At 67.6% G+C, this 23,262-nt stretch carries 13 protein-coding genes and 1 riboswitch; of the genes, 6 read left to right on the top strand and 7 right to left on the bottom strand.

All coding sequences use genetic code 11. The annotated features are described in order from the left end of the window. Positions 1-8 precede the first annotated feature (8 nt). Both ACM0O9_RS16255 and ACM0O9_RS16250 read right to left on the bottom strand, forming a co-directional pair. The gene (locus tag ACM0O9_RS16255; RefSeq protein WP_065177803.1) at positions 9-755 is read right to left on the bottom strand and encodes a glutamine amidotransferase; all 747 of its coding nucleotides are present in this window, start codon (positions 753-755) and stop codon (positions 9-11) included. Beyond that, entirely contained in the window at positions 727-2,562 is a 1,836-nt protein-coding gene (locus ACM0O9_RS16250) for a GspE/PulE family protein (protein ID WP_414604216.1), read from the bottom strand. Before ACM0O9_RS16250 ends, ACM0O9_RS16255 begins: the two co-directional genes overlap by 29 nt. Positions 2,563-2,645: 83 nt before the next feature. On the opposite strand from ACM0O9_RS16250, the gene glyQ reads away from it, so the two are divergent. The 4 genes from glyQ to ACM0O9_RS16230 all read left to right on the top strand — a co-directional run bounded on the left by glyQ (position 2,646) and on the right by ACM0O9_RS16230 (position 11,546). Next, positions 2,646-3,557 carry a glycine--tRNA ligase subunit alpha gene (gene glyQ, locus ACM0O9_RS16245; protein ID WP_005420440.1) on the top strand — a complete coding sequence of 304 codons (912 nt, stop codon included), beginning with the start codon at positions 2,646-2,648 and terminating at the stop codon, positions 3,555-3,557. Between the two features lie 87 nt (positions 3,558-3,644). Further along, positions 3,645-5,720, top strand: a complete 2,076-nt coding sequence (gene glyS, locus ACM0O9_RS16240; RefSeq protein ID WP_138953428.1) for a glycine--tRNA ligase subunit beta — start codon at positions 3,645-3,647, stop codon at positions 5,718-5,720. Positions 5,721-5,895: 175 nt separating this feature from the next. After that, on the top strand, positions 5,896-7,692 hold the full coding sequence (locus tag ACM0O9_RS16235; RefSeq protein WP_032954656.1) for an autotransporter assembly complex protein TamA: 1,797 nt from the start codon (positions 5,896-5,898) through the stop codon (positions 7,690-7,692). After that, positions 7,689-11,546, top strand: coding sequence for a translocation/assembly module TamB domain-containing protein (locus ACM0O9_RS16230; protein ID WP_235649976.1), 3,858 nt, complete (start codon positions 7,689-7,691; stop codon positions 11,544-11,546). The genes ACM0O9_RS16235 and ACM0O9_RS16230 overlap by 4 nt, the downstream gene beginning before the upstream one ends. Before the next feature lie 51 nt (positions 11,547-11,597). Here ACM0O9_RS16230 and ACM0O9_RS16225 read toward each other — a convergent pair whose 3' ends face one another. Together ACM0O9_RS16225 and ACM0O9_RS16220 are read right to left on the bottom strand one after the other, a co-directional pair. Continuing rightward, on the bottom strand, positions 11,598-12,698 hold the full coding sequence (locus ACM0O9_RS16225) for a hypothetical protein (protein WP_235649977.1): 1,101 nt from the start codon (positions 12,696-12,698) through the stop codon (positions 11,598-11,600). Continuing rightward, positions 12,695-13,471 (bottom strand): hypothetical protein, encoded by a 777-nt coding sequence (locus ACM0O9_RS16220; protein WP_065177808.1) that lies wholly within the window; start codon positions 13,469-13,471, stop codon positions 12,695-12,697. Before ACM0O9_RS16220 ends, ACM0O9_RS16225 begins: the two co-directional genes overlap by 4 nt. 122 nt (positions 13,472-13,593) lie before the next feature. On the opposite strand from ACM0O9_RS16220, the gene ACM0O9_RS16215 reads away from it, so the two are divergent. Both ACM0O9_RS16215 and ACM0O9_RS16210 read left to right on the top strand, forming a co-directional pair. Next, the gene (locus ACM0O9_RS16215) at positions 13,594-15,741 is read left to right on the top strand and encodes a S46 family peptidase (protein WP_235649978.1); all 2,148 of its coding nucleotides are present in this window, start codon (positions 13,594-13,596) and stop codon (positions 15,739-15,741) included. Between the two features lie 134 nt (positions 15,742-15,875). After that, positions 15,876-19,322 carry a hybrid sensor histidine kinase/response regulator gene (locus ACM0O9_RS16210; protein ID WP_414604219.1) on the top strand — a complete coding sequence of 1,149 codons (3,447 nt, stop codon included), beginning with the start codon at positions 15,876-15,878 and terminating at the stop codon, positions 19,320-19,322. Between the two features lie 79 nt (positions 19,323-19,401). On the opposite strand, the gene ACM0O9_RS16205 is transcribed toward ACM0O9_RS16210, so the two are convergent. The 3 genes from ACM0O9_RS16205 to acs all read right to left on the bottom strand — a co-directional run bounded on the left by ACM0O9_RS16205 (position 19,402) and on the right by acs (position 23,026). After that, on the bottom strand, positions 19,402-19,977 hold the full coding sequence (locus ACM0O9_RS16205; protein ID WP_005420421.1) for a manganese efflux pump MntP: 576 nt from the start codon (positions 19,975-19,977) through the stop codon (positions 19,402-19,404). Positions 19,978-20,065: 88 nt separating this feature from the next. Continuing rightward, positions 20,066-20,155: riboswitch (yybP-ykoY riboswitch) on the bottom strand. Positions 20,156-20,336: 181 nt separating this feature from the next. After that, positions 20,337-21,002, bottom strand: a complete 666-nt coding sequence (locus ACM0O9_RS16200; RefSeq protein ID WP_005420420.1) for a response regulator transcription factor — start codon at positions 21,000-21,002, stop codon at positions 20,337-20,339. An 80-nt stretch (positions 21,003-21,082) separates the two neighbouring features. After that, a complete protein-coding gene (gene acs / locus ACM0O9_RS16195; RefSeq protein ID WP_053498791.1) occupies positions 21,083-23,026 on the bottom strand; it encodes an acetate--CoA ligase in 1,944 nt (647 codons plus the stop codon). Positions 23,027-23,262 lie beyond the last annotated feature (236 nt).

Below are 23,262 nucleotides of genomic sequence, written 5' to 3'. Positions count from 1 at the left end.
GCCGCTGATTATCCCTGTTTTGCCGCCGGCTGGGCTGAAGACAGCCGCGCCTGTCGGACGAAGCGGCGCAGCAGCTGGCGGGCCAGCGGTGCGGCGCTGACTGCGCGCTCGATGCTGCGCGCACAGCCGCCGTGGCGGCCGATGCAGTCGGCGCGGGCGCGCACGTAGCCGCGCATGTGGTGGGTGGCGAATTCGGGGTGGAACTGCACGCCCCAGGCCTGGCGCCCCCAGCGGAACGCGTGGCAGCCATCCAGCGGCGAGCGTGCAAGCACCTCGGCACCGTCGGGCGCGCGCAGCACGGTCTGCAGGTGGGTGGCGTGGGCGGCAAAGTGCTGCGGCAGGCCCTGGAACAGCGGATCCTGTGCCGCCTGTGGCTGCAGCTCCAGTTCGATCGTGCCGGACTCGCGCCCGGCCGGGTTGTAGGCCACCTCACCGCCCAGCGCATGCGCCAGCAGCTGGTGGCCGTAGCAGATGCCGAACACCGGCAGGTCAGCGTGGGCGGTCTGGCGCAGCCACGCCGCGCTGCGCTCGCTCCAGTCGGCGTGGTCAGTAACGAAGGCGGCCGAGCCGGTCACCAGTACCCCGGCAAAACCGTGCGGATCGGGCAGGGCGCCACCGTGTTCGACATCGACCACCACCGTCTCATGTTCCTCCAGCCCGGCGGCGACGCGGATCCAGTGCGGAAAGCGCCCGTAGCGGCGCAGCGACGGTACCGGGCGGCCGGTTTCAAGGATCAGGAAGGGGGCTGGGTTCATCCGGGGGCGGCAGCACTGACAGGACTTCCTCGATTGTAGTCAGCCCCTGCGCCACCTTTTCAAGCCCGGCCTGGCGCAGGGTTCGCAGCCCTTCAGCGCGCGCGGCACGGGTGAAACCGGCCAGATCCATGTCGGCGCGGATCTGCCCGCGCAGCCGCGAGCCCAATGGCAGCAACTCATACAGGCCGATGCGGCCGAGGAATCCGGTGCGCCGGCACTCCAGGCAACCGACCGGACGACAGGGCGTGGCGGCATCTGGATATGCAGCCTGGCTATCAGCCAGCACCGCCCAGTCGGCCGCACCGAGGGTGTGCGGCTGCTTGCAGTGCGGGCACAGGGTGCGCACCAGGCGTTGGGCGAGGATGCCGTTGAGGGTGCTGGCCAGCAGGTAGTGCGGCACGCCCAGGTCGAGCAGGCGGGTGACCGCCGACGGTGCATCGTTGGTGTGCAGGGTGGACAGCACCAGATGGCCGGTCAGCGAGGCCTGCACCGCCATCTGCGCGGTTTCCAGGTCGCGGATCTCGCCGATCATGATGATGTCCGGGTCCTGCCGCAGCAGGGTGCGCACGCCGCTGGCGAAGTCCAGGTCGATGTTGGCCTGCACCTGCATCTGGTTGAACTCGGGCGCGATCATCTCGATCGGGTCCTCCACCGTGCACGCGTTCACGTCCGGCGTGGCCAGCCGCTTCAGCGTGGAATACAGGGTGGTGGTCTTGCCCGAGCCGGTCGGGCCGGTGACCAGCACGATGCCGTGCGGGCGCTCGACCAGTGCATTCCAGCCAGCGGCCTCCTGCGGGCTGAAGCCGAGCTGGTCGATGCTCTTGAAGGCGGCATCGGGGTCGAAGATGCGCATCACGCACTTCTCACCGAAGGCGGTGGGCATGGTAGACAGGCGCATCTCGACCTCGCGGCCACCCGGCGAGCGGGTCTTGATGCGGCCGTCCTGCGGGCGCCTGCGCTCGGCCAGGTCCATGCGGCCGAGTACCTTGATGCGGCTGACCACCGCGGTCATCACTGCCGGCGGCACCTCGAACACCTTGTGCAGCACACCATCGATGCGGAAGCGCATGCGTCCCATCTCGCGGCGCGGTTCCAGGTGGATGTCCGAGGCGCGCTGCTCATAGGCGTACTGCAGCAGCCAGTCGACGATGTGCACGATGTGCTGGTCGTCGGCATTGACGTCGCCGGTGCGGCCCAGCTCGACCAGCTGCTCGAAGCTGGGCAGGGTGGTGTTGGCCTCGCCGCGGACGTCGCCGCGCGCGCCACGCACCGAACGGGTCACCCCGTAGAACTCCATGGTGTAGCGGTGCAGGTCGAGCGGATTGACCACCGCCAGCTCGATGCGGCGGCGGGTCAGGTGCTGCAGGTCGCGGCGCCATTCCTGCACCAGCGGCTCGCTGGTGGCCACCAGTACCCGTTCGGCATCCACTGCCAGCGGCAGGAAGCGGTGGCGACGGGCATAGGCGTGGGAGACCAGCGCGGTGACCGCAGCGACGTCAACCCGGGTCGGATCGATGCGCAGGTAGCGGTTGCCGGTGCGTTGGGCCAGCCATTCGGTCAGGCGTTCCAGGGTCAGTTCGCCGCCGTCGCGGGTGGCCAGCTTGAGGTTGGACAGCAGCACCAGCGGGTGCACTTCACTGGCATTGCGCGCGCCCTGTGCGGAAAACCGCATGCGCTCGCCCTCGTGCTCGGCGACCAGGCCGTCGGCCAGCAGCGCCGCACCCACCTGCTCGAAATGCAGGCGGCCCCACGGCAGCGGGACGCCGCCTGGCTCGCCGGGCGTGCCCACCGGCAGCCGATGTTCCATCTGCCTGCTCCTCCCGGGTACGGAATGCCCCGCAGGTCGGCCGTTATACTAGCGCACCCCCTTGCCGGCCAAGACTCGTACGCATGTCCGCGACCCCGACCGTTCCGATCACCTTCCAGGGCCTGATCCAGACCCTGAACCAGTTCTGGGCCCAGCAGGGCTGCGTGCTCATCCAGCCGCTCGACCTGGAGGTGGGCGCCGGTACCTTCCACCCGGCCACCTTCCTGCGGGCGATCGGGCCGGAAAGCTGGAACGCGGCCTACGTGCAGCCGTCGCGCCGCCCGACCGACGGCCGCTACGGCGAGAACCCGAACCGCCTGCAGCGCTACTACCAGTACCAGGTGGCGATGAAGCCGGCGCCGGACAACATCCAGCAGCTGTACCTGGATTCGCTGAAGGCACTGGGCATCGATCCGCTGGTGCACGACCTGCGCTTCGTCGAGGACAACTGGGAATCGCCGACGCTGGGCGCGTGGGGCCTGGGCTGGGAAGTCTGGCTCAACGGCATGGAAGTGACCCAGTTCACCTACTTCCAGCAGGCCGGTGGCCTGGAGTGCCGCCCGGTGCTGGGCGAGATCACCTACGGTCTCGAGCGCCTGTGCATGTACCTGCAGAACTGCGACAACGTCTATGACCTGGTCTGGACCTACGGCCCGGACGGCCAGCCGGTGACCTACGGCGACGTCTACCACCAGAACGAGGTGGAGCAGAGCACCTACAACTTCGAATACGCCGACGTGGACGAAATGTTCCACCGCTTCGATGCCTGCGAGCGTGAAGCGCAGAAGCTGGTGGAAGTGGGCCTGCCGCTGCCGGCCTACGAGCAGGTGATGAAGGCCAGCCACACCTTCAACCTGCTCGATGCGCGCCGCGCGATCAGCGTGACCGAGCGCCAGCGCTACATCCTGCGCGTGCGCGCGCTGGCCCAGGCGGTGGCCAGGGCGTATTACGAGCAGCGCGAGAAGCTGGGCTTCCCGGGTGCGAAGAAGGCCTGACCGCCTTCCTGCACCGTCCCGCTTTTCATCAACTACCCGGGGCGCCGGACGCGTTGCGCGCTGCGCCCCCACCACAGGATCGAACCGATGAGCCAACTGTCCCCCCTGCTGATCGAACTGGGCACCGAGGAGCTGCCGGTCAAGGCGCTGCCGGGCCTGGCCCAGGCGTTCTTCGACGGTGTTGTCGAAGGCCTGCGCAAGCGTGGCGTCGCGCTGGAGCTGGGCGATGCCCGCCCGCTGTCGACCCCGCGCCGGCTGGCCGTGCTGCTGCCGGGCGTCGGCCTGGAACAGCCGGAACAGCACAGCGAAGTGCTGGGCCCGTATCTGAACATCGCGCTGGACGCCGAAGGCCAGCCGACCAAGGCCCTGCAGGGCTTCGCCGCCAAGGCCGGGATCGACTGGACCGCGCTGGAGAAGACCACCGACAACAAGGGCGAGCGCTTCGTGCACCGCGCGGTCACCCCGGGCGCGAGCACCGCCAGCCTGTTGCCGGAAATCCTGCGCGAGGCGATCGCGGCGATGCCGATTCCCAAGCCGATGCGCTGGGGCGATCACGCCTGGGGCTTCGCCCGCCCGGCGCACTGGCTGGTGCTGCTGCACGGCGCCAACGTGGTCGAGGCCGAACTGTTCGGCCTGCAGGCCGGCCGTGCCAGCCGTGGCCATCGCTTCCACCACGACCAGGCCGTGTCGCTGGCGCAGCCGCAGGATTACGTTGAAGCGCTGCGCGCCGCGTTCGTGCTGGTCGACCCGAGCGAGCGACGTGCGCGCATCGTCGCCGAGGTCGAGGCCGCTGCAGCCGGGGCCGGTGGCAGCGCCCGCATCACCGACGACAACCTGGAGCAGGTGGTGAACCTGGTCGAATGGCCGTCGGCGGTGCTGTGCAGCTTCGAACGCGCCTTCCTGGCAGTGCCGCAGGAAGCACTGATCGAAACGATGGAGATCAACCAGAAGTTCTTCCCGGTGCTGGATGCCGCCGGCACGCTGACCGAGAAGTTCATCGGCATCGCCAACATCGAATCGAAGGACGTGGCCGAAGTGGCCAAGGGCTACGAGCGGGTGATCCGCCCGCGCTTTGCCGATGCCAAGTTCTTCTTCGACGAGGACCTGAAGCAGGGCCTGGTGTCGATGGGCGACGGCCTGAAGACGGTGACCTACCAGGCCAAGCTGGGCAGCGTGGCCGACAAGGTGGCGCGCGTGGCCGCACTGGCCGAAGTGATCGCAGCCCAGGTCGGTGCCGATCCGGCGCAGGCCAAGCGGGCTGCCGAGCTGGCCAAGAACGACCTGCAGTCGCGCATGGTCAACGAATTCCCGGAACTGCAGGGCATCGCCGGCCGCCACTACGCCGTGGCCGGTGGTGAATCGGCCGACGTGGCGCTGGCCATCGACGAGGCCTACCAGCCACGCTTCGGTGGTGACGACATCGCGCTGTCGCCGCTGGGCAAGGTGCTGGCCATCGCCGAACGCGTGGATACGCTGGCCGGTGGTTTCGCTGCAGGCCTGAAGCCGACCGGCAACAAGGACCCGTTCGCGCTGCGCCGCAATGCGCTGGGCCTGGCCCGCACGATCATCGAAAGCGGCTTCGAACTGGACCTGCGCGCGCTGATGGCCAGCGCCAATGCCGGCCTGGCCGCGCGCAACGTGCAGGCCGATGTCGGCGAGCTGTACGACTTCATCCTCGACCGCCTGAAGGGCTACTACGCTGACAAGGGCGTGCCGGCCACGCACTTCAACGCCGTGGCCGAGCTGAAGCCGGCTTCGCTGTACGACTTTGATCGCCGCCTGGATGCAATCGGCACCTTCGCCGCGCTGCCGGAGGCAGAGGCGCTGGCCGCGGCCAACAAGCGCATCCGCAACATCCTGCGCAAGGCCGAGGGCGAGATTCCGGCGCAGATCGACGCGGCACTGCTGCAGGAAGATGCCGAGCGCGCGCTGGCCGAAGCGGTCACCGCCGCCATCGATGACACCGGCGCCAGCCTGCACCAGAAGGACTATGTGGCGGTGCTGGCACGCCTGGCGCGCCTGCGTCCGCAGGTCGACGCGTTCTTCGATGGCGTGATGGTCAACGCGGAAGATCCGGCACTGCGTGGCAACCGCCTGGCGCTGCTGACGATGCTGGGCGAGCGCCTGGGCAAGGTGGCGGCGATCGAGCATCTGTCGAGCTGACGCCCGTATCGGTAGTGCCGGCGTTGTCTATCGGGGTCATTGCCGACATCGTGGACGATGCCGGCATCCTGATTGGTCGGTTGCGACAATCGACACTTTGCGGTGTATTTTGACCGCCACTTAACAACCGATCCGCAATGACGTGATGCATTTCGCATCGTCACCTCCGGTCGGTATGCTGTGCCGCATGCAGCCAAAGAAATACGCCCTGCCGCTGATGGTCCTGTCGCTGGCCGCCACTTCCGTGGTCCATGCGCGCGGCACCATCGACAAGGTGGACATCAAGGGATTGGACAAGGGCGACGACGCCGCAATCATCGAGAACATCCAGGAATCGCTGTCGCTGTACGACACGATCGGCAAGGAGCAGGGCGAATCGCGCCTGGAGTACCTGCTGTCGCAGGCCGAGCGGCAGACCCGCCAGGCGCTGGAGCCGTTCGGCTACTACAACCCGGTGATCAAGGTCGAGGCGCCGCGTGAGGACGAGCACGTGCGCGTGCTGATCCACGTCGACAAGGGCGCCCCGGTGACCGTGCGCCGCGAGCACATCGACATCACCGGCCCGGCGATGTACGACCAGTACCTGCAGGACGACCTGGCCGCCTTCAAGCCCCGCAAGGGCCAGCGCTTCGAGCACACCCAGTACGAAGCCAGCAAGATCACCATCACCCGGCGCCTGGCCGAGCGCGGCTACTTCGATGCCGACTACACCCAGCGCCAGGTGCAGATCACCCGCGCCGACAACGCCGCCGACATCGACCTGACCTGGGACAGCGGCCGCCGCTACAACATGGGCCCGGTGCGCTTCGAGCAGGATTACTTCGTCGACAAGCTGTTCGATCCACTGGTGTACTGGGACCAGGGCAGCTACTACCACGAGGGCAAGCTGGACCGGCTGCGCGAGTCGCTGACCAAGCTGGACTACTTCAGCGTGATCGACATCCAGCCGCGCCCGGACCAGGCCGACGAGAACGGCGAAGTGCCGGTGGACGTGAAGCTGACCCGGGCCAAGCGCACCATCTACACCGCAGGCCTGAGCTACGGCAGCGAGAGCGGCCCGGGTGTGCGCGGTGGCATCGAGCGGCGGTTCCTGAACAACCGCGGCCACAAGATGAACACGCAGCTGGACTATGCGCAGAAGCGCAAGAGCTTGGTCACCAGTTACCGCATTCCGGCCTTCAACTGGCTTGATGGCTGGTACACCTTCGCTGCCAGCGCGTATGACGAGCAGACCGACTACATCGACCTGCGCAACTTCAAGCTGATCGCCAGCCGCAGCGGCGAGATCAACGAACACTGGACCGCGATCGCCTCGATCAACGCGCTGCGCGAGCGCTGGCGCTATGCCTCCGGCACCGAATTCACCGACGCGGTCTACAACACCTCGACGCTGGTGTACCCGCAGATGGTTGCCGACTACGTCAACGTCGACGACGAGATGTTCCCGCGCAAGGGCATCAGCGGCGCTGCAACGGTGCGTGCCGGCGTGGAAGGCGCCGGCTCGGATACCAGCTTCGTGCAGGCCAACGCCGTGTTGCGCTGGTACATCCCGGTGGGTGAAAGCAATCGCCTGATCCTGCGCGGCGAGGGCGGCACCACCTGGACCAGCGATCTGGTGGCGATGCCGCCGAGCCTGCGCTACTTCGCCGGTGGTGACCGCAGCATCCGCGGCTACGCCTACCGTGAGGTCGGCCCGCGTACGCCGAAGCCGGACAAGTACGCGCTGGGTGCCAAGAACCTGGTGATCGGCTCGGCCGAGTACGAGCACTACTTCAACGGTGGCCCCTGGGGTGCGGCGGTGTTCGTCGATACCGGCAGTGCCTTCGACAACACCATCGACCTGCATACCGGCGTCGGCTTCGGCGTACGCTGGAAATCGCCGGTGGGCCCGGTGCGCATCGACGTGGCGCACGGCCTGAACAATCCGGATTCGCAGTTCCAGCTGTACCTGAACATCGGAGCGGATCTGTGAGCGCGTCCGCACCGACCCCGAACACCCCGCCGCCACGCGTGCGCTTCTATCGCCGTCGCCGCTTCTGGGCATGGTCGGGTGTGGGCGTGCTGGGCCTGGTGCTGCTTGCCCTGCTGGCGGTCTACTGGCTGCTACAGACCGTGGCTGGCCGTGACGTACTGCTGGCGCAGGTGGTGGCGCGGCTGCCGGTGGGCGCCAGCTTCACCTGGGACAAGGTGGACGGCCCGGTGGCCGGACCGCTGACCCTGTACAACGTCGACTTCCGCTATGACGACATCCATTTCCACGCCGAGCGTGCCCACCTGGAGCCGGACCTGCGCCCGCTGTTGGGCCGCAAGCTGCTGCTGGACAAGCTGGAGCTGACCAACGCGACGTTGAACCTGGCCAAGAGCGATGAGCCGTTCAAGCTGCCGTCGTGGCCCGATTCCCTGCCGCAGATCGAGATGCCGCTGGCGATCCAGGCCGATGCCATCGCCATCGATGGCTTCCGCATCAGCCAGGCCAACGAACCGGTGATCGACATCAGCCGCGTGCGCGGCGGCATCGAGATCGCCAACGGCGAGTTCCAGGCGCACAAGCTGGTGGTGGACAGTGACATGGGCAACTTCACTGCCCAGGGCCGTTACATCCCGGCCAAGGACTACGACACCGACGTGACGGTGACGGCGGTGTTGCCGGCACCGCGTGGGCGCACAGCCGCTACCGTCGGCCTGGTCGCCCGCGGTGACCTGTCGCACATGGAAGTGGCGATGGCCGGGCGTGCACCGAAGCCGCTGCACGCGATGCTGGTGTTCGATGGCCGCACCGACCCGACGTGGAACGCCAGCGTGCGCAGCGACGAGCTGGATCTGGCGTTGCTGTCGCCGGCCTTGGCGAGCTCGGCGATCACGCCGTTGTCGCTGGATTTCACCGCTGCTGGCAAGGGCGGCAATGCCAACCTGCGTGGCAGGGTGAAGCAGGGCGAGCAGGAACTGGAACTTGCACCGTCCATGGTGTCATTGCAGGACCAGGTACTGAAGGTCTCGCCGCTGCTGCTGAAGGGCCTCGGTGGCGAAGCCCGCCTGGAGGGCACCGCCGATTACAGCCAGGAAAACCAGCAGAAGCTCAACTTCTCGGTGGTCGCGCGGGACCTGACCTATGTACCGGCGCCCGATCCGAACACCGCCGGCAGCGCACCGGTGCCGGTCACTCTGAAGGAAGCACGCTTCGGCCTGGCCGGTACCCTGAAGGCCTGGGCGGCGATCGGCCGCGCCGAGGTCGAACGCGAAAAGCAGAAGGCGCAGCTGCACTTCGATGTGCGCGGCAATGACCAGGCCGCGTCGATCCACCAGCTGCAGGCGCAGACGCCCGGTGGCCAGCTGCAGGTGGAAGGCCAGGTGGCGTGGGCGCCGCAGCTGGACTGGGACGCCAAGGCCACGCTGAAGGATTTCGACCCCGGCTATTTCGTGCCGGGCTGGAATGGCCGCCTGTCCGGCAACCTGGCCTCCAAGGGCCGCCAGCTGCCGCCGCCGGCCAATGCCGCACCGGGCACCGCCGGTACGCTGGAAGCCACGGTGGACCTGCCCTCGCTGAAGGGCATGCTGCGCCAGCGCAATCTCGACGCACAGGGCAAGTTCGCGCTGCAGGGCGCGCAGGGCCAAGGTGACCTGAAACTGGCGTTGGGCAGCAGCCGGGTGACCGCGTCGGGCAAGGTCGGCGACCGCCTCGACATCGATGCGCGTTTCGAGCCATTGCAGTTGAGCGACCTGCTGCCGGCCGCCGACGGTGGCCTGCGTGGCCAGGTACAGGTGAAGGGCCCGCGCGATGCGCCGGACATCACCGCCGACCTGGTCGGCAACAACCTCAACTGGGACGGCTACGGCGCCGAGAGCGTGAGCATCAAGGGCCGCCTGCCGTGGCGCGGCGACAGCGGTACGCTGGCGGTGCAGGGCCAGCAGGTCAACGCGGGCATGCTGCTGGAGCGGCTGAACATCGACGCGCAGGGCAGTGTGTCCAACCTGCGCCTGGCTGCGCAGACCCGCAACGAGATGGGTGCGGTCGAGCTGCAGGGCAGCGTGCGCCAGCAGGGCACGCAGTGGCGTGGCGAGCTGGCGTCGCTGCGCATCGCACCGGTGAAGGGCGATGCCTGGGCGCTGCGTGCACCGGCGGCGTTCGCGATCAACGGCAGCACCTACACCCTGTCCGAAGCCTGCCTGGCCGCCGCGAGCAGCGGCGCGCTGTGCGCACAGGCCAACTGGCCGCGCGAAGGCCTGGTGGTGCGCAGCGACGCGCTGCCGCTGGCGCTGGTGCAGCCGTGGTTGCCGCCGCAGTCCGGGCGCCGCATCTACCTTCGCGGCGATGTCAGCCTGGACGCGCACATCCGCCCGCGCGGCAACGCCTGGGAAGGCCATGTGGAGGTGCGCTCGAAGGAAGGCGGCGTGCGCCTGGGCGAGAACCGCAACACCGTGGGCGATACCACCCGCGGCGAGCTGGTGCGCTATGACCAGTTCTCGCTGAAGCTCGACATGACCCCGGCCAGCATCAAGGGCTACCTGGGCATGGGCTTCCAGGGCAATGGCTTCGTCGACGCCAAGATGCAGACCGGCTGGGAAGCCAGTGCGCCGCTTAATGGTGAGCTCTACCTCAACATGTCGCGGCTGTACTGGCTGGAGCTGTTCTCGCCGGACATCGTGCGACCGACCGGCCTGATCGAAGGCCACGTCAGCCTGCGCGGGACGCGAGGCCAGCCGTCGCTGGGCGGTGACGCACAGCTGAGCAACTTCAAGGGCGAATTCCCCGCGCTGGGCCTGACCTTCGACCAGGGCAAGGGCAGCTTCGTGGCCCAGCCCGATGGTTCGGCCAAGATCACCGCGCAGGCCAACTCGGGCCAGGGCACGCTGTACGTGGACGGTGGCCTGTCGTGGTTCGGCGATGCGCAGCCGCTGCAGCTGAAGATCCATGGCGAGAACGTGCTGCTGTCCAACACCAGCGAACTGCGCATCGTCGCCAACCCCAACCTCGACTTCACCCTGGCCAAGGCGGCGATGGAGCTGCGCGGCACCGTGCACGTGCCCGAGGCCGACATCGATCTGGAACGCTTGGACCGCGGCACCTCGGTGTCCGAAGACGTGGTGGTGCTCGACCCGGCCGATCCGGAAGAGTCGCGCACCTCGCCGCTGGACATGGACCTGACGGTCAGCCTGGGCGACAAGGTGAAGATGACCGGGTTCGGCCTGAAGGGCGCGCTGACCGGCAAGATGCAGGTCTGGGCCAAGCCCGGCCGCGAAATGACCGCCAATGGCGGCCTGGAAGTGAGCGGCCGCTACAAGGCGTATGGGCAGGACCTGACCATCACCCGTGGCAACCTCAACTGGAACTACAACGCGGTGTCCGACCCGCGCATCAACATCCGCGCCGAGCGCCGCATCGGTGATGTCACCGCCGGCATCGACGTGACCGGGCGTGCCCAGCAACCGCGTGCCGACGTGTGGTCCGATCCGGCGATGTCGCAGTCCGAGGCACTGGCCTATCTGGTGCTGGGACGCAGCCTGACCGGCGCCAGCAGCGACCAGGCGCAGCAGGTCAACGCGGCCTCGGCGGCGCTCTCGGCTGGCAGTGGCCTGCTCGCCTCGCAGCTGGGTGCCAAGCTGGGCCTGGATGATGCAGGCGTGAGCCAGTCGCGCGCGCTGGGTGGTTCGGTGATCGGCGTCGGCAAGTACATCTCGCCCAAGCTTTACGTGGGTTACGGCGTGTCGCTGGTGGGCGCCGGTTCGGTGATCACGCTGAAGTACCTGCTGCGCCGCGGGTTTGATGTGGAAGTGGAATCGAGCACGGTGGAAAACCGTGGTTCGATCAACTGGCGGCGGGAGAAATGACCGGGTCGGGGGCGGCGCCCTTTCGTTGAAAGGGTCCGACCCCCGGCTTCTTCAGCTGCGGCGCAGCCGCTGGCGGTGCCCGGACAGGTCCATGTTCCACAGCAGCAGCGCACCCAGCAGCGCCGGCAGCACGCTGAGCACGGACAGCATCATCAGGAATGACACTGGCAATTCCATGCGGACGGGCTTGCCCCGGCGCAGCTGGTAGCGGATCCATGCCGTGGCCAGCACGGTCCAGGCCAGCAGCCAGCACAGCGGTGCCAACCACAGCGAAGGCGAGGGCACCCACAGGTAGACGGCGGTACCGACCACTGCGATGGCTGCGCAGGCGACCGGCAGGGCCAGCCAACGCAGCCGGGAAGGCGGCACGGACGGGTCTTCAGGGGCGCTCTGCCAGACGAACAGATGACGCAGGCCAATGGCCAGCAGCGTGCCGAGCAGTGGCGCCAGCGCTGCCGTGCCCAGCACGATCGCCCTGCGCTGCTCTTCCGACTGGTAGGGCAGCAGCGTGTTGGCGATCTGGGTGGTGGCCAACGCGATGAAGGCCATCAACGTCAGCGCCACGCTTGCCAGCAGTGCACGCAGCAATGACAACTGTGCTGCGGTGAGGCGGGTGACATCGCTGGCGCCGGCCCAGAAGCGGGCTTGGCCCGCATCGATGCCGGGCGGCAGAGGACGGTCCTCCTGGCAGCCCAGTACGTCCATCAACGCTGCGGCCTGGCGCGGCACGCGCAGCGGCAGCGCGGACATCAGGTTGCGCAGGTGCGAACGCGGTTCGCGCAGCTGCTGAAGGCGGCTGGCAGCGTCATCGTGGCTGGTCCAGCGTCCGCCACGCGCCTCCATCTGCTGGGCCAGCAGATCGGTCTGCGCGGGCAGTTGCAGCCAGTCCTGCCAGGCGTGTTCGGCCAGCTCGCGCAGTTCGCCTGGTGCCAGGCCGCAGCCCGCGTCGTCCCAGCCGAAGGCCTGGTAAAGCGCCGCGGCTTCGGACAGGTTCATGGGCGCCTGCCGCGCGCGCAGCGCCTGCAGCACCCTAGCACTGGCTTCAGCGCGCTCGTCCAGGGACCACTGGCTGCGCAGACCCTGCAGGTACACCGCGAAAGGTTGCGGGTCGGTGGATTTGGCGCGCTCCAGCAGGTCCATCCAGTTGCTCATGGGTTTGCCTCGTGTGGGGGCTGCAGGCTTGAACGATCACTGTCTGCATTGCCGGGGGAGCTGGAAAATGCCCCGCGGAGGATTGCGATGGCGGCCAGCAGGGCGCACGTCAGAAGCAGTGCCAAAGCGACCGTTCGCCGCGTGAAGCGTCTGCGTGACGGCACGGAATGGTGCAGGGCGTCGCATGCGGCCGCCCAGAACATGACCTGCCTGCGCTGCAATGGCGGTGGGAGCGCCACGTGCGCCATCACAGGCACGCCGACAAGGTAATGCAGCGTTTCACGCATTTCGTGCCGCGTGCCCGCGGACAGCGCCTGGATGCGCGCGCGCAGTGGGTGCCAGGGGCCACTGAGCCGGGCGACACGGGTGCGGGCCTGCACCACCGAAACCGGCGCATTCTCAAGATGCATGTAACGGGCGAGCGCGGTCTCGTTGCCTGGCACCAGCAACCAGCACAGGTGCATGCTGTGGCCGAGGGCGGCCATGTCGTAGCACTCGCGGATACTGTCCCGGTCATACCACTGGAAGCGGTCGGCCAGCTGCTCGAAGTTCGCTTGCGGGAACGGCGTAGTGCCCTTCATCAGCCGTTGCCAGGTTGCCAGGTTCACCGCGCCAGCATCCGCAGGGGGCTGCGGTTCCGGGGACTGCTGCAGCCAGGCTGCGAAGTCTGCCGGATCGCGTTGCTGACCGTTGCGGACGATGCGGTCGGCAAGCGCCTCGGCGGCAGATGGCCCTGTCGAATGCGTGGTGCCCAGATCGATTCCTGCGATCATCGGTCCTTCCCTAGTATCCGTGCCTGATTCTAGCCAGCATCGGTGCCCCCAACCATCAGCCGTTGCCCCATGCGGCCCCAGCGGCTATGGTCCCGGGCTGTTCTGTCGTACCGGATTGCCTCATGTCACCACGCAAAGCCCTTCCCACCGCCCTGGCCCTGGGCCTGACTCTCGCCGCTGGTGCCCACGCCGATGAAGGCATGTGGATGCCGACCCAGCTGCCGGACCTGGCCAAGCCGCTGCAGGCCGCTGGCTTCAAGGGCAATCCGGCCGACCTGGCCAACGTCACCGCGCCGCCGCTGAGCGCGGTGGTGCGAGCGGGCGGCGGCACCGGCTCGTTCGTGTCCAGCGACGGCCTGCTGCTGACCAATCACCACGTGGCGATGGGCGTGATCCAGTACAACAGCTCCCCAGAGCACGACCTGATCAACGGTGGCTTCATCGCCAGGGACCGTGCCGACGAGCGCCCGGCCAACCCGGACTTCCGCGTGCTGGTCACCGTCGGCTTCGACAAGGTGACCGACCAGGTGCTGGCGCAGGCCCGCGGCAAGACCGGCCGTGCCTACTTCGATGCCGTCGATGCCGCCAGCAAGCAGATCGTGGCCGAGTGCGAGAAGGATGGCAGTGTGCGCTGCTCGGTGGCCAACATGTACTACGGCACCGACTTCTACCGCATCGCCCAGCTGGAACTCAGCGACGTGCGCCTGGTGTACGCGCCGCCGCGTGCGATCGGCAACTATGGCGATGAGATCGATAATTTCATGTGGCCGCGCCACACCGGCGACTTCACCCTGCTGCGCGCCTATGTGGGCAAGGACGGCAAGCCGGCCGCCTACAGCAAGGACAACGTGCCCTACCAGGCGCCGGCACACCTGCAGATGTCGGTGGAGGGCCCGAAGGAGGGCGACTACGCGATGCTGGCCGGTTATCCGGGCATCACCTACCGCCACCGTACCGCGGCAGAATTCGCCGGCCAGATCGACACCGTGCTGCCGCGCCGCGTTTCGGTGTTCCAGCAGATGATCGACACCATCGAGGCGGCAACCGCCAAGGACGCGCAGGCACGTACCCGTTACGCTTCGCAGCTGCAGTCGCTGAAGAACAACCGCAAGCGCGCCGCCGGTGAGCTGGAAGGCCTGCTGCGCAGCGATGCCAAGGCCCAGCGTGCCGCCGACGAGACCGCGATGCTGGCCGCCACCGACCGCAGGTACCAGAGCGACATCAAGGCGCTGCTGGCCAACCTGTCACAGGGCGCGGCGGTGGGCGAGCGTGACCTGCTGCTGGACCAGATGGCCGCACAGAGCCAGTTGCTGCGCTCGGCGCTGCTGCTGGAGCGCCTGCGCATCGAATCGGCCAAACCGGACGCGCAGCGCGAGAGCGGTTACCAGCAGCGCGACCAGGCGATGATCGAAGGCGTGCTCAAGCAGGTCCAGCGCCGCTACGCACCGGAGGTCGAGAAGGCACTGCTGACCACCCTGTTGACCCGCTACCAGCAGTTGCCGGACGCGCAGCGCGTGGCCGAGTTCGACGCGGCCTTCGGCCGTACCCCGCAGCAGCTGGCCAAGGCGCTGGACACCCTGTATGCCGGTACCCAACTGGGTGACGAGGCGCAGCGCCTGTCGCGTTTCGCTGCTGCCCGCGAAGGCAGGGCCCTGGCCGCCGATCCGCTGATTGCCGTGGCCGGACCGCTGGTGGCCGCGCAGCTGCGCATCGAGAACGAGAGCAAGACCCGCGAAGGCGAGCAGCTGCGCCTGCGCCCGGCCTACATGCAGGCGCTGTTCGCCTGGCGTGCCAGGCAGGGCCGTGCGGTGTACCCAGATGCCAACCGCACCCTGCGCATCAGCTACGGCAGGGTCGAGGCGCTGCACCCGCGCGACGGGGTGACCTACTCGCCGGTGACCACCGTGGCCGGCATCGTCGAGAAGAACACCAACGCGTATCCGTTCGACGCCCCGACGCCGCTGCTGGCGGCGATCGCCAAGGGCGACTTCGGCAGCACCGCCGACCCGGCGCTGAAGACCCAGACAGTCAATTTCCTGACCAATCTGGACACCACCGGGGGCAACTCCGGCTCGCCGGTGCTCAACGCCAAGGGTGAACTGATCGGCCTGAATTTCGACAGCAACTGGGAGTCGGTCAGCGCCAGCTGGTGGTTCGATCCCCGCTACAAGCGCGCCGTGCACGTGGACATGCGCTACCTGCGCTGGCTGCTGGCCAAGGTCTACCCGGCGCCGGAGCTGCTGAAGGAAATGGGCGTGCCGGCCCAGTAAGAAGCCGGCCACGACCCACGGTCGTGGCCCGCACCGCGTAGGCCCCCACCTTGGTGGGGGGGTTGCCCCCCACGAGCCCGTACACCCGGCCACGCCTGGCCTACACTGCGGGTTCTTCCGACGGAAACGCACGCGTGGTCTCCAGCTGGATCCTGCTGCTGGTCTCGGTTGCCTATGCCGCGCTGCTGTTCGGCGTGGCGTGGTGGGGTGACCGCCGGCCCATGTACCCTGACCGGCCGTGGCTGCGGCCGGTGGTCTACAGCCTGGCGCTGGCCGTGTACTGCTCGTCGTGGACCTTCTACGGCGCGGTCGGCACCGCCGTGCGCAATGGCGTGGGCTACCTGCCCATCTACATCGGCCCGCTGCTGCTGCTGCTGTTCGGCTGGCGCATCATCGAGCGCCTGGCGCTGATCGCGCGCAGCCAGAACGTTGTCTCCATCGCAGATTTCATTTCTTCGCGCTTCGGCCGTTCGCGGCGGCTGGCGGCGCTGGTGGCGATCATTGCACTGATCGGCATCGTTCCTTACCTGGCGCTGCAGTACAAAGCAGTGGCGATGAGCCTGCAGGTGCTGACCGGCAACACCGGCCCGACCGGCTTCTTCACCGACCCCGCGCTGTACGTAGCGCTGCTGATGGCGCTGTTCGCCACCCTGTTCGGTACCCGCCAGGTCGATGCCACCGAGCACCACCACGGCATGATGCTGGCGATCGCCTTCGAGTCGGTGATCAAGCTGCTGGCGATGCTGGCCGTAGGCGTGTTCGCCTACCTGTGGCTGAGCAACCGCACCGACGCGGTCGTGGAATCGGTGCATACGCTGTTCACCGGCCTGCCGCCGGTGGGGTTCATCTCGCAGACCCTGCTCAGTTTCCTCGCCATCATCTGCCTGCCGCGCCAGTTCCATGTGGCCGTGGTCGAGTGCGGTGACGTGCGCGACGTGCGCCGCGCGCGCTGGATGTTCGGTGGCTACCTGGTGCTGATCTCGGCCATGGTGCTGCCGATCGCCACCGCCGGCGTGACCCTGTTCGGCACCGGCGGCAGCGTCGCCGATGATTCGATGGTGCTGGCCCTGCCATTGGCCGAAGGCCGCAACGCGCTGGCCCTGATCGCCTATGTGGGCGGCTTCTCGGCCGCCACCGGCATGGTCATCGTGTCCTCGATTGCGCTGGCGACCATGGTCAGCAATGATCTGGTGATGCCGGTACTGCTGCGTCGGAGCGGTGACCACCAGGAAGCCGCTGACGTCGCCTCGCGCGTGTTGTGGATCCGCCGCCTGGCGATCCTGCTGCTGGCGCTGATGGCCTACAGCTACTACCGCACCAGCAGCAACGACAGCACGCTGGCCTCGTACGGCCTGATGGCGTTCGCAGCGGTGGCGCAATTCGCGCCCGGCCTGATCGGCGGCCTGTACTGGCGCGGTGCCAGCCGGCGCGGCGTCGAAGTGGGCATGCTGCTGGGCTTTGCCACCTGGCTGTACACCCTGCTGCTGCCGGCGATGACCATGGCCGGCTGGGTCGACGCCGCCTGGGTACAGCACGGCCCGTTCGGCATCGAGTGGCTGCGTCCGCAGCAGCTGTTCGGCATGTCCGGCTGGGACCCGCTGACCCACGGCACGTTCTGGTCGCTGCTGGTCAATGCGGCCACGATGATGCTGGTGTCCGCACGCTGGCGGCCCGGCGTCGACGAGCGCCTGCGTGCGGCACCGTTCCTCGACCCGTATGCCGAGCGCCCGTCGGTGGCCGGCGGCTGGCCCGGGCATGTGCATGTGGGCGACCTGCTGGCGCTGGCTTCGCGCGTGGTCGGCGAACGCCATGCACGGCGTTCGTTCTTCGAGCAGGCGCAGTCGCTGGGCCGTGAGCTGCAATCCTCGGCACCGGCTGACCGGCCGTGGGTGCAGTTCACCGAGCGCCTGCTGGCCGCCTCGATCGGTGCGGCATCGGCGCGCCTGCTGCTGACCAGCCTGCTGCGTGGCTCGGGCATGGACCTGGGGGAAGTGGTGGCGGTGCTGGACGAAGCCGGGCAGGAACTGCGCTTCAACCGCGAGATCCTGTCGACCACGCTGGAGAACATCAGCGCCGGGGTCAGCGTGGTCGATCCGGACATGCGCCTGACCGCGTGGAACCGCCGCTACCAGGACATGTTCGGTTACCCCGACGGCATGCTCTACGTGGGCCGCCCGGTGGCCGACCTGATCCGCTACAACGCCGAGCGCGGCGAGCTGGGCGAGGGCGATATCGAAGTGCAGATCAACCGCCGCATCGGTTACATGCGCGCCGGCTCGCCGCACGTGTTCGAGCGCACCCGCAGCGACGGCAAGGTGATCGAGATGCGTGGCCAGGCGCTGCCCGGCGGCGGTTACGTGACCAGCTACAACGACATCACCGACTACAAGCACGCTGAAAGGGCGCTGCTTGAAGCCAACGAGACGCTGGAACAGCGCGTGGCCGAGCGCTCGCATGAGGCCGAGGTCGCGCAGCAGTCGAAGACCCGCTTCCTGGCGGCGATCAGCCATGACGTGCTGCAGCCGTTGAATGCGGCGCGCCTGTTTGCGTCCGCGCTGCGCGACAGCGATCACGTGAGCGACGAACAGAAGCATCTGGCCGAACGCGTGGACGCGTCGCTGCGCGCTGCCGAAGAACTGCTTGATGGCCTGCTGGACGTGTCGCGACTGGATGCCGGTGGCCTGCACCCGGTGATCGGCGAATTCGATGTGAGTGCGTTGATGCGCGAGCTGGCCGCGCAGTACACGCCGGTCGCCGCAGGCCGTGGCCTGCGCCTGGACCTGTTCGCGCGCGCGGCCTGGGTACGCAGCGATCGCCGCCTGCTGCGCCGCGTACTGCAGAACTTCCTGGCCAATGCGCTGCGCTACACACGCCAGGGGCGCATCGTGCTGGCCGTGCGCCAGCGCGGCGACGAGGTGGAACTGCAGGTGTGGGATACCGGCCCTGGCATTCCCGAACACCACATGCGGCAGATCTTCGACGAGTTCCACCGCTACCAGCAGCCGTTCGACTGGGGCGAGCAGGGGTTGGGCCTGGGCCTGTCGATCTGCCAGCGCATCTCGCGCCTGCTCGACCATCGCCTCAATGCACGCAGCCGCGTTGGCAGTGGCTCGATGTTCTCGATCATCCTGCCGCGGGTTGCGCCCTTGCCCGGCTACACCGAGCCTGCCAAGGCGACCCAGGCCGTGGCCACACCGGTGCGCAGCGATTCGCTGGCGGGCCTGCGGGTGCTGTGCGTGGACAACGACGAGGAAATCCTCGACGGCATGCGCGCACTGCTCGGCCGCTGGCAGGTGCAGGTGATCACCGCCGCCACCGTCGACCAGGCGCTGGAGAAGATCGCCGAGCGCCCGCAGGTGATGCTGGTGGACTACCACCTGCATGACCGCATGGACGGCCTTGATGCGCTGGTTGCGCTGCGCGAGGCGGCCGGCTATCCGCTGCCGGGTGCGCTGCTGACCGCCGATGGCCGCGACGAGCTGAAGCGGATGGCGCGCGAGCGTGGCTACCGCGTGCTGACCAAGCCGATCAAGCCGGCTTCGCTGCGTGCCTTCCTGGGCGCGCTGCGGGATGCGCAATAGATCCACGCCATGCGTGGATGCGACGCCAGGTAGTGCCGGCCGCTGGCCGGCAACCACGCAATCGCTCGCTTCCGATGCGTTACCCCACGCCGTGCAGGTGTTCGTACAGGATGGTCGCGCCGATGATCACCAGGATCACGCCACCGATGATCTCCGCACGCTTGCCGACCATGCTGCCCAGCACGCGGCCGAGCATGATGCCGGCGGTCACCATGGTCAGTGTGCACAGGCCGATGACCGCGGCCATCACGCCGATATGCACGTCCATGAAGGCCAGGCCGATACCCACCGCCATCGCGTCGATGCTGGTGGCGAAGCCGGTCAGCGCCAGCTTCCAGAAGCCGTGGTGCTGCGAGGGATCCTCGTCATCCTCGGCGCTGTCCGGGCGCAGGCCGTTGTAGATCATGTGGATGCCCAGCGCACCGAGCAGGCCGAACGCGATCCAGTGGTCGAAGGCTTCGACGTACTGCAGCGCGGCGCGGCCGAGCAGCCAGCCGATGATCGGCGTGATCGCCTCGATGACGCCGAAGATGATGCCGGCACGCAGTGCATCGCGGAACACCGGCTTGCGCATGGCCGCACCCTTGCCGATTGCGGCGGCAAAGGCATCGGTGGACATGGCAAAGCCGATCAGGAGGATCGAAATGGGGGACATGGACAGCGGCTGAGGTCGGGCAAGGACGGACGCACGGCTCGCGCTCGCGCCCAACCTGACGTTGCGCGCGCGGGCCGCTGGTCTCGCCAACCATCATGGTTGTCCACGCCACGGCGCACTGGCCGAGTATGTTGACGTGGACGATTCCTGCGAAGGAATCCGGCTACTCCCCAAGGGGACGCGAAGCTTAGCATCGCGATCCGCGCGTGGCGCATCTACAGGCAAACGCGCAGGCAGGGCTGGTTTGTATAGCGATGGCTATAACACGGGCCAAGCAAAGGCGTGCCAAGCAAGCTTGGCACCTACCAGGGCGGTTTCAGACGTTCCAGGCGAATGCCGGCCAGCGGCCGGCACTACCGTCAGTCTTCCTCGGGCGGCAGCACGATGGCGTCGTCGTCGATGGCCAGCTTGCCGGCCATCAGCACGGCCTGGGTGCGGTTGGTCACGCCGAGCTTGCGCAGGATGGCGGTGACGTGGGCCTTGATCGTCGCTTCGGAGACGTTGAGGTCGTAGGCGATCTGCTTGTTCAAGCGGCCAGCGCCGAGCATCTGCAGGACACGGAACTGCTGCGGGGTCAGCTCGCGCAGGCGCTGGCCGACTTCGCGTTCTTCGCTGCCGGTGGGCGGCACGTTGTGCGCTTCCGGCGGTGCCCAGGTCTCGCCATCGAGGATGGTGCCCAGCGCATGGCCGATGGTGTCCGAATCCGCAGACTTCGGGATGAAGCCCAGCGCACCGTGGTCGAGCGCGCGGCGCATCACCGTGGCTTCTTCGCGCGCGGACACCACCACCACTGGCAGCTGGGGGTGCAGTGAGCGCATGTGCACCAGTGCGTTGAAGCCCTGCGCACCGGGCATGTTGAGATCCATCAGGACCAGGTCGGCGTCGTTGTGCTGGTCGGCCAGCGCGTACAGCGCTTCCACGCTGTCGGCCTCGAACAGCTGCACGCCGGGGATGACCCGCTGCACGGCTCCACGCAGGGCTTCGCGGAACAGCGGGTGGTCATCGGCAATCAGGAGGGTGGTCATGGTCGGGGGGAACCGTGGGGGAAACCAGATGGGGTCAGAGCCCTTTCCTGGTGGAAAGGGATCCGACCCCGGGTTCTGCATCAGCGCACCTTGCGCTCGTCCACCAGCGACGCCACCACCGACGGATCGGCCAGGGTCGAGGTGTCGCCGAGCTGGTCCGGCGCGTTTTCGGCAATCTTGCGCAGGATGCGGCGCATGATCTTGCCCGAGCGGGTCTTCGGCAGGCCCGGTGCCCACTGCAGGTGGTCCGGTGTGGCGATCGGCCCGATCTCCTTGCGCACCCAGGCGATCAGCTCCTTGTGCAGTTCATCGCTCGGGGCCTCTTCGGCCACCAGGGTGACGTAGGCGTAGATGCCTTGGCCCTTGACGTCGTGCGGGAAGCCCACGACCGCCGCTTCGGCCACCTTCGGATGCGAGACCAGCGCGCTTTCCACTTCGGCGGTGCCGATGCGATGGCCGGACACATTGATCACGTCGTCGACGCGGCCGGTGATCCAGTAATAGCCGTCTTCGTCGCGGCGGCAACCGTCACCGGTGAAGTAGCTGCCCGGGTAGGTGCGGAAGTAGGTATCGATGAAGCGCTGGTGGTCGCCGTACACCGTGCGCATCTGGCCCGGCCAGGAGTCACGGATGATCAGGTTGCCCTCGGTCGGGCCGTCCTGGATCTCGCCATCGGCATTGACCAGCGCCGGCTGCACGCCGAAGAAGGGCAGGGTGGCCGACCCCGGCTTGAGGTCCATCGCGCCGGCCAGCGGCGAGATCAGGATGCCGCCGGTTTCGGTCTGCCACCAGGTATCGACGATCGGGCAGCGGCTGTCGCCGACCACTTCGTAGTACCAGCGCCAGGCTTCCGGATTGATCGGCTCGCCGACGCTGCCGAGCAGGCGCAGCGACGCGCGCGAGGTCTTCTTCACCGGCTCCTCGCCTTCGCGCATCAGCGCACGGATGGCGGTCGGGGCGGTGTAGAAGATGCTCACCTTGTGCTTGTCGATGACGTTCCAGAAGCGCGAGGTGTCCGGATAGTTCGGCACGCCTTCGAACATCAGCGAGGTCGCACCGTTGGCCAGTGGCCCGTACACGATGTAGCTGTGGCCGGTGACCCAGCCGACGTCGGCGGTGCACCAGTAGATGTCGTCCTCGCGCAGGTCGAACACCGCTTCATGGGTGTAGGCCGCGTACAGCAGATAGCCGCCGGTGGTGTGCAGCACGCCCTTCGGCTTGCCGGTGGAGCCGGAGGTGTAGAGGATGAACAGCGGGTCTTCCGCGTTCATGCGTTCCGGTTCGCAGGTGGACGGCTGGCTGTCCACCACATCGTGGAACCAGCGGTCGCGCGGGGCCTGCATGTCCACCGCGCCGCCGGTGTGGCGCACCACCAGCACGGTTTCAACCGTGTTCGTGCCCGGCAGCTTCAGCGCGGCATCGACGTTGGCCTTCAGCGGAATCCTGCGGCCACCGCGCAAGCCTTCGTCGGCGGTGATGATCAGCTTGCTCTGGCAGTCGCTGACGCGGTCGGCGATCGAGTTCGGCGCGAAGCCACCGAACACCACCGAGTGGATTGCACCGATGCGCGCGCAGGCCAGCATGGCTACTGCGGCGTCGACGATCATCGGCAGGTAGATGGTGACGCGGTCGCCTTTCTTGACCCCAAGGTTGCGCAGCGCATTGCCGAGGCGGCAGGTGCGCTCATACAGTTCGCGATAGGTCACGTGCTGGGCCGGTGCATCCGGGCCGTCCGGCTCGAACAGCAGGGCGGTCTTGTCGCCGCGCGTCTCGAGCTGGCGATCCAGGCAGTTCACGCTGGCATTGAGCTCACCATCCTCGAACCACTTGATGTGGAAGTCGGACAGGTCGTAGCTGACGTTCTTGATCTTCGTCGGCTTGCGCATCCATTGCAGGCGCTCGGCGGCCTTGCCCCAGAATCCATCCGGGTCGGTCACCGACGCCTGGTACTGCTGTTCATAGGTCTTCTTGTCGATGCGTGCCTTGGCGGCGAACTGCGGATCGACGGGGTAGATATCAGCCATGGCACCCTCACTTGCACGTTGACTTTGTATGTGCGGTCGCAGCATCGCAACGACCGATCCCCCTCAGTTTGCCCCATCCACCCCCGGCCGCGTCACCACCCTGGTTAGACCATGGTCGAAAGTGAGCGCCCTGCAGGGCCGGGTTCGACCAATGGCGAATAGCCGCTATACATAATCGCCCCGCAGTCTCGGCTCGACCGTGCCCCACGCGCGGCATCACCTTGCCACTTGGGAGA

The organism is Stenotrophomonas sp. FR012 (assembly GCF_047520565.2).
In the GTDB taxonomy this organism is placed as follows: domain Bacteria; phylum Pseudomonadota; class Gammaproteobacteria; order Xanthomonadales; family Xanthomonadaceae; genus Stenotrophomonas; species Stenotrophomonas sepilia.
The sequence above is the reverse complement of the archived record's forward strand: the minus strand, read 5'-3'. Positions and strand labels throughout refer to the sequence as shown.

What these genes read in the sequence shown, in the direction of transcription:
- ACM0O9_RS16235 (WP_032954656.1), top strand. Translation starts at nt 5,896, where the DNA reads ATGCTGTGCCGCATGCAGCCAAAGAAATACGCCCTGCCGCTGATGGTC.
- ACM0O9_RS16255 (WP_065177803.1), bottom strand. Translation starts at nt 755, where the DNA reads ATGAACCCAGCCCCCTTCCTGATCCTTGAAACCGGCCGCCCGGTACCG.
- acs (WP_053498791.1), bottom strand. Translation starts at nt 23,026, where the DNA reads ATGGCTGATATCTACCCCGTCGATCCGCAGTTCGCCGCCAAGGCACGC.
- ACM0O9_RS16215 (WP_235649978.1), top strand. Translation starts at nt 13,594, where the DNA reads ATGTCACCACGCAAAGCCCTTCCCACCGCCCTGGCCCTGGGCCTGACT.
- ACM0O9_RS16225 (WP_235649977.1), bottom strand. Translation starts at nt 12,698, where the DNA reads ATGAGCAACTGGATGGACCTGCTGGAGCGCGCCAAATCCACCGACCCG.
- ACM0O9_RS16250 (WP_414604216.1), bottom strand. Translation starts at nt 2,562, where the DNA reads ATGGAACATCGGCTGCCGGTGGGCACGCCCGGCGAGCCAGGCGGCGTC.
- glyQ (WP_005420440.1), top strand. Translation starts at nt 2,646, where the DNA reads ATGTCCGCGACCCCGACCGTTCCGATCACCTTCCAGGGCCTGATCCAG.
- ACM0O9_RS16220 (WP_065177808.1), bottom strand. Translation starts at nt 13,471, where the DNA reads ATGATCGCAGGAATCGATCTGGGCACCACGCATTCGACAGGGCCATCT.
- ACM0O9_RS16205 (WP_005420421.1), bottom strand. Translation starts at nt 19,977, where the DNA reads ATGTCCCCCATTTCGATCCTCCTGATCGGCTTTGCCATGTCCACCGAT.
- ACM0O9_RS16200 (WP_005420420.1), bottom strand. Translation starts at nt 21,002, where the DNA reads ATGACCACCCTCCTGATTGCCGATGACCACCCGCTGTTCCGCGAAGCC.
- glyS (WP_138953428.1), top strand. Translation starts at nt 3,645, where the DNA reads ATGAGCCAACTGTCCCCCCTGCTGATCGAACTGGGCACCGAGGAGCTG.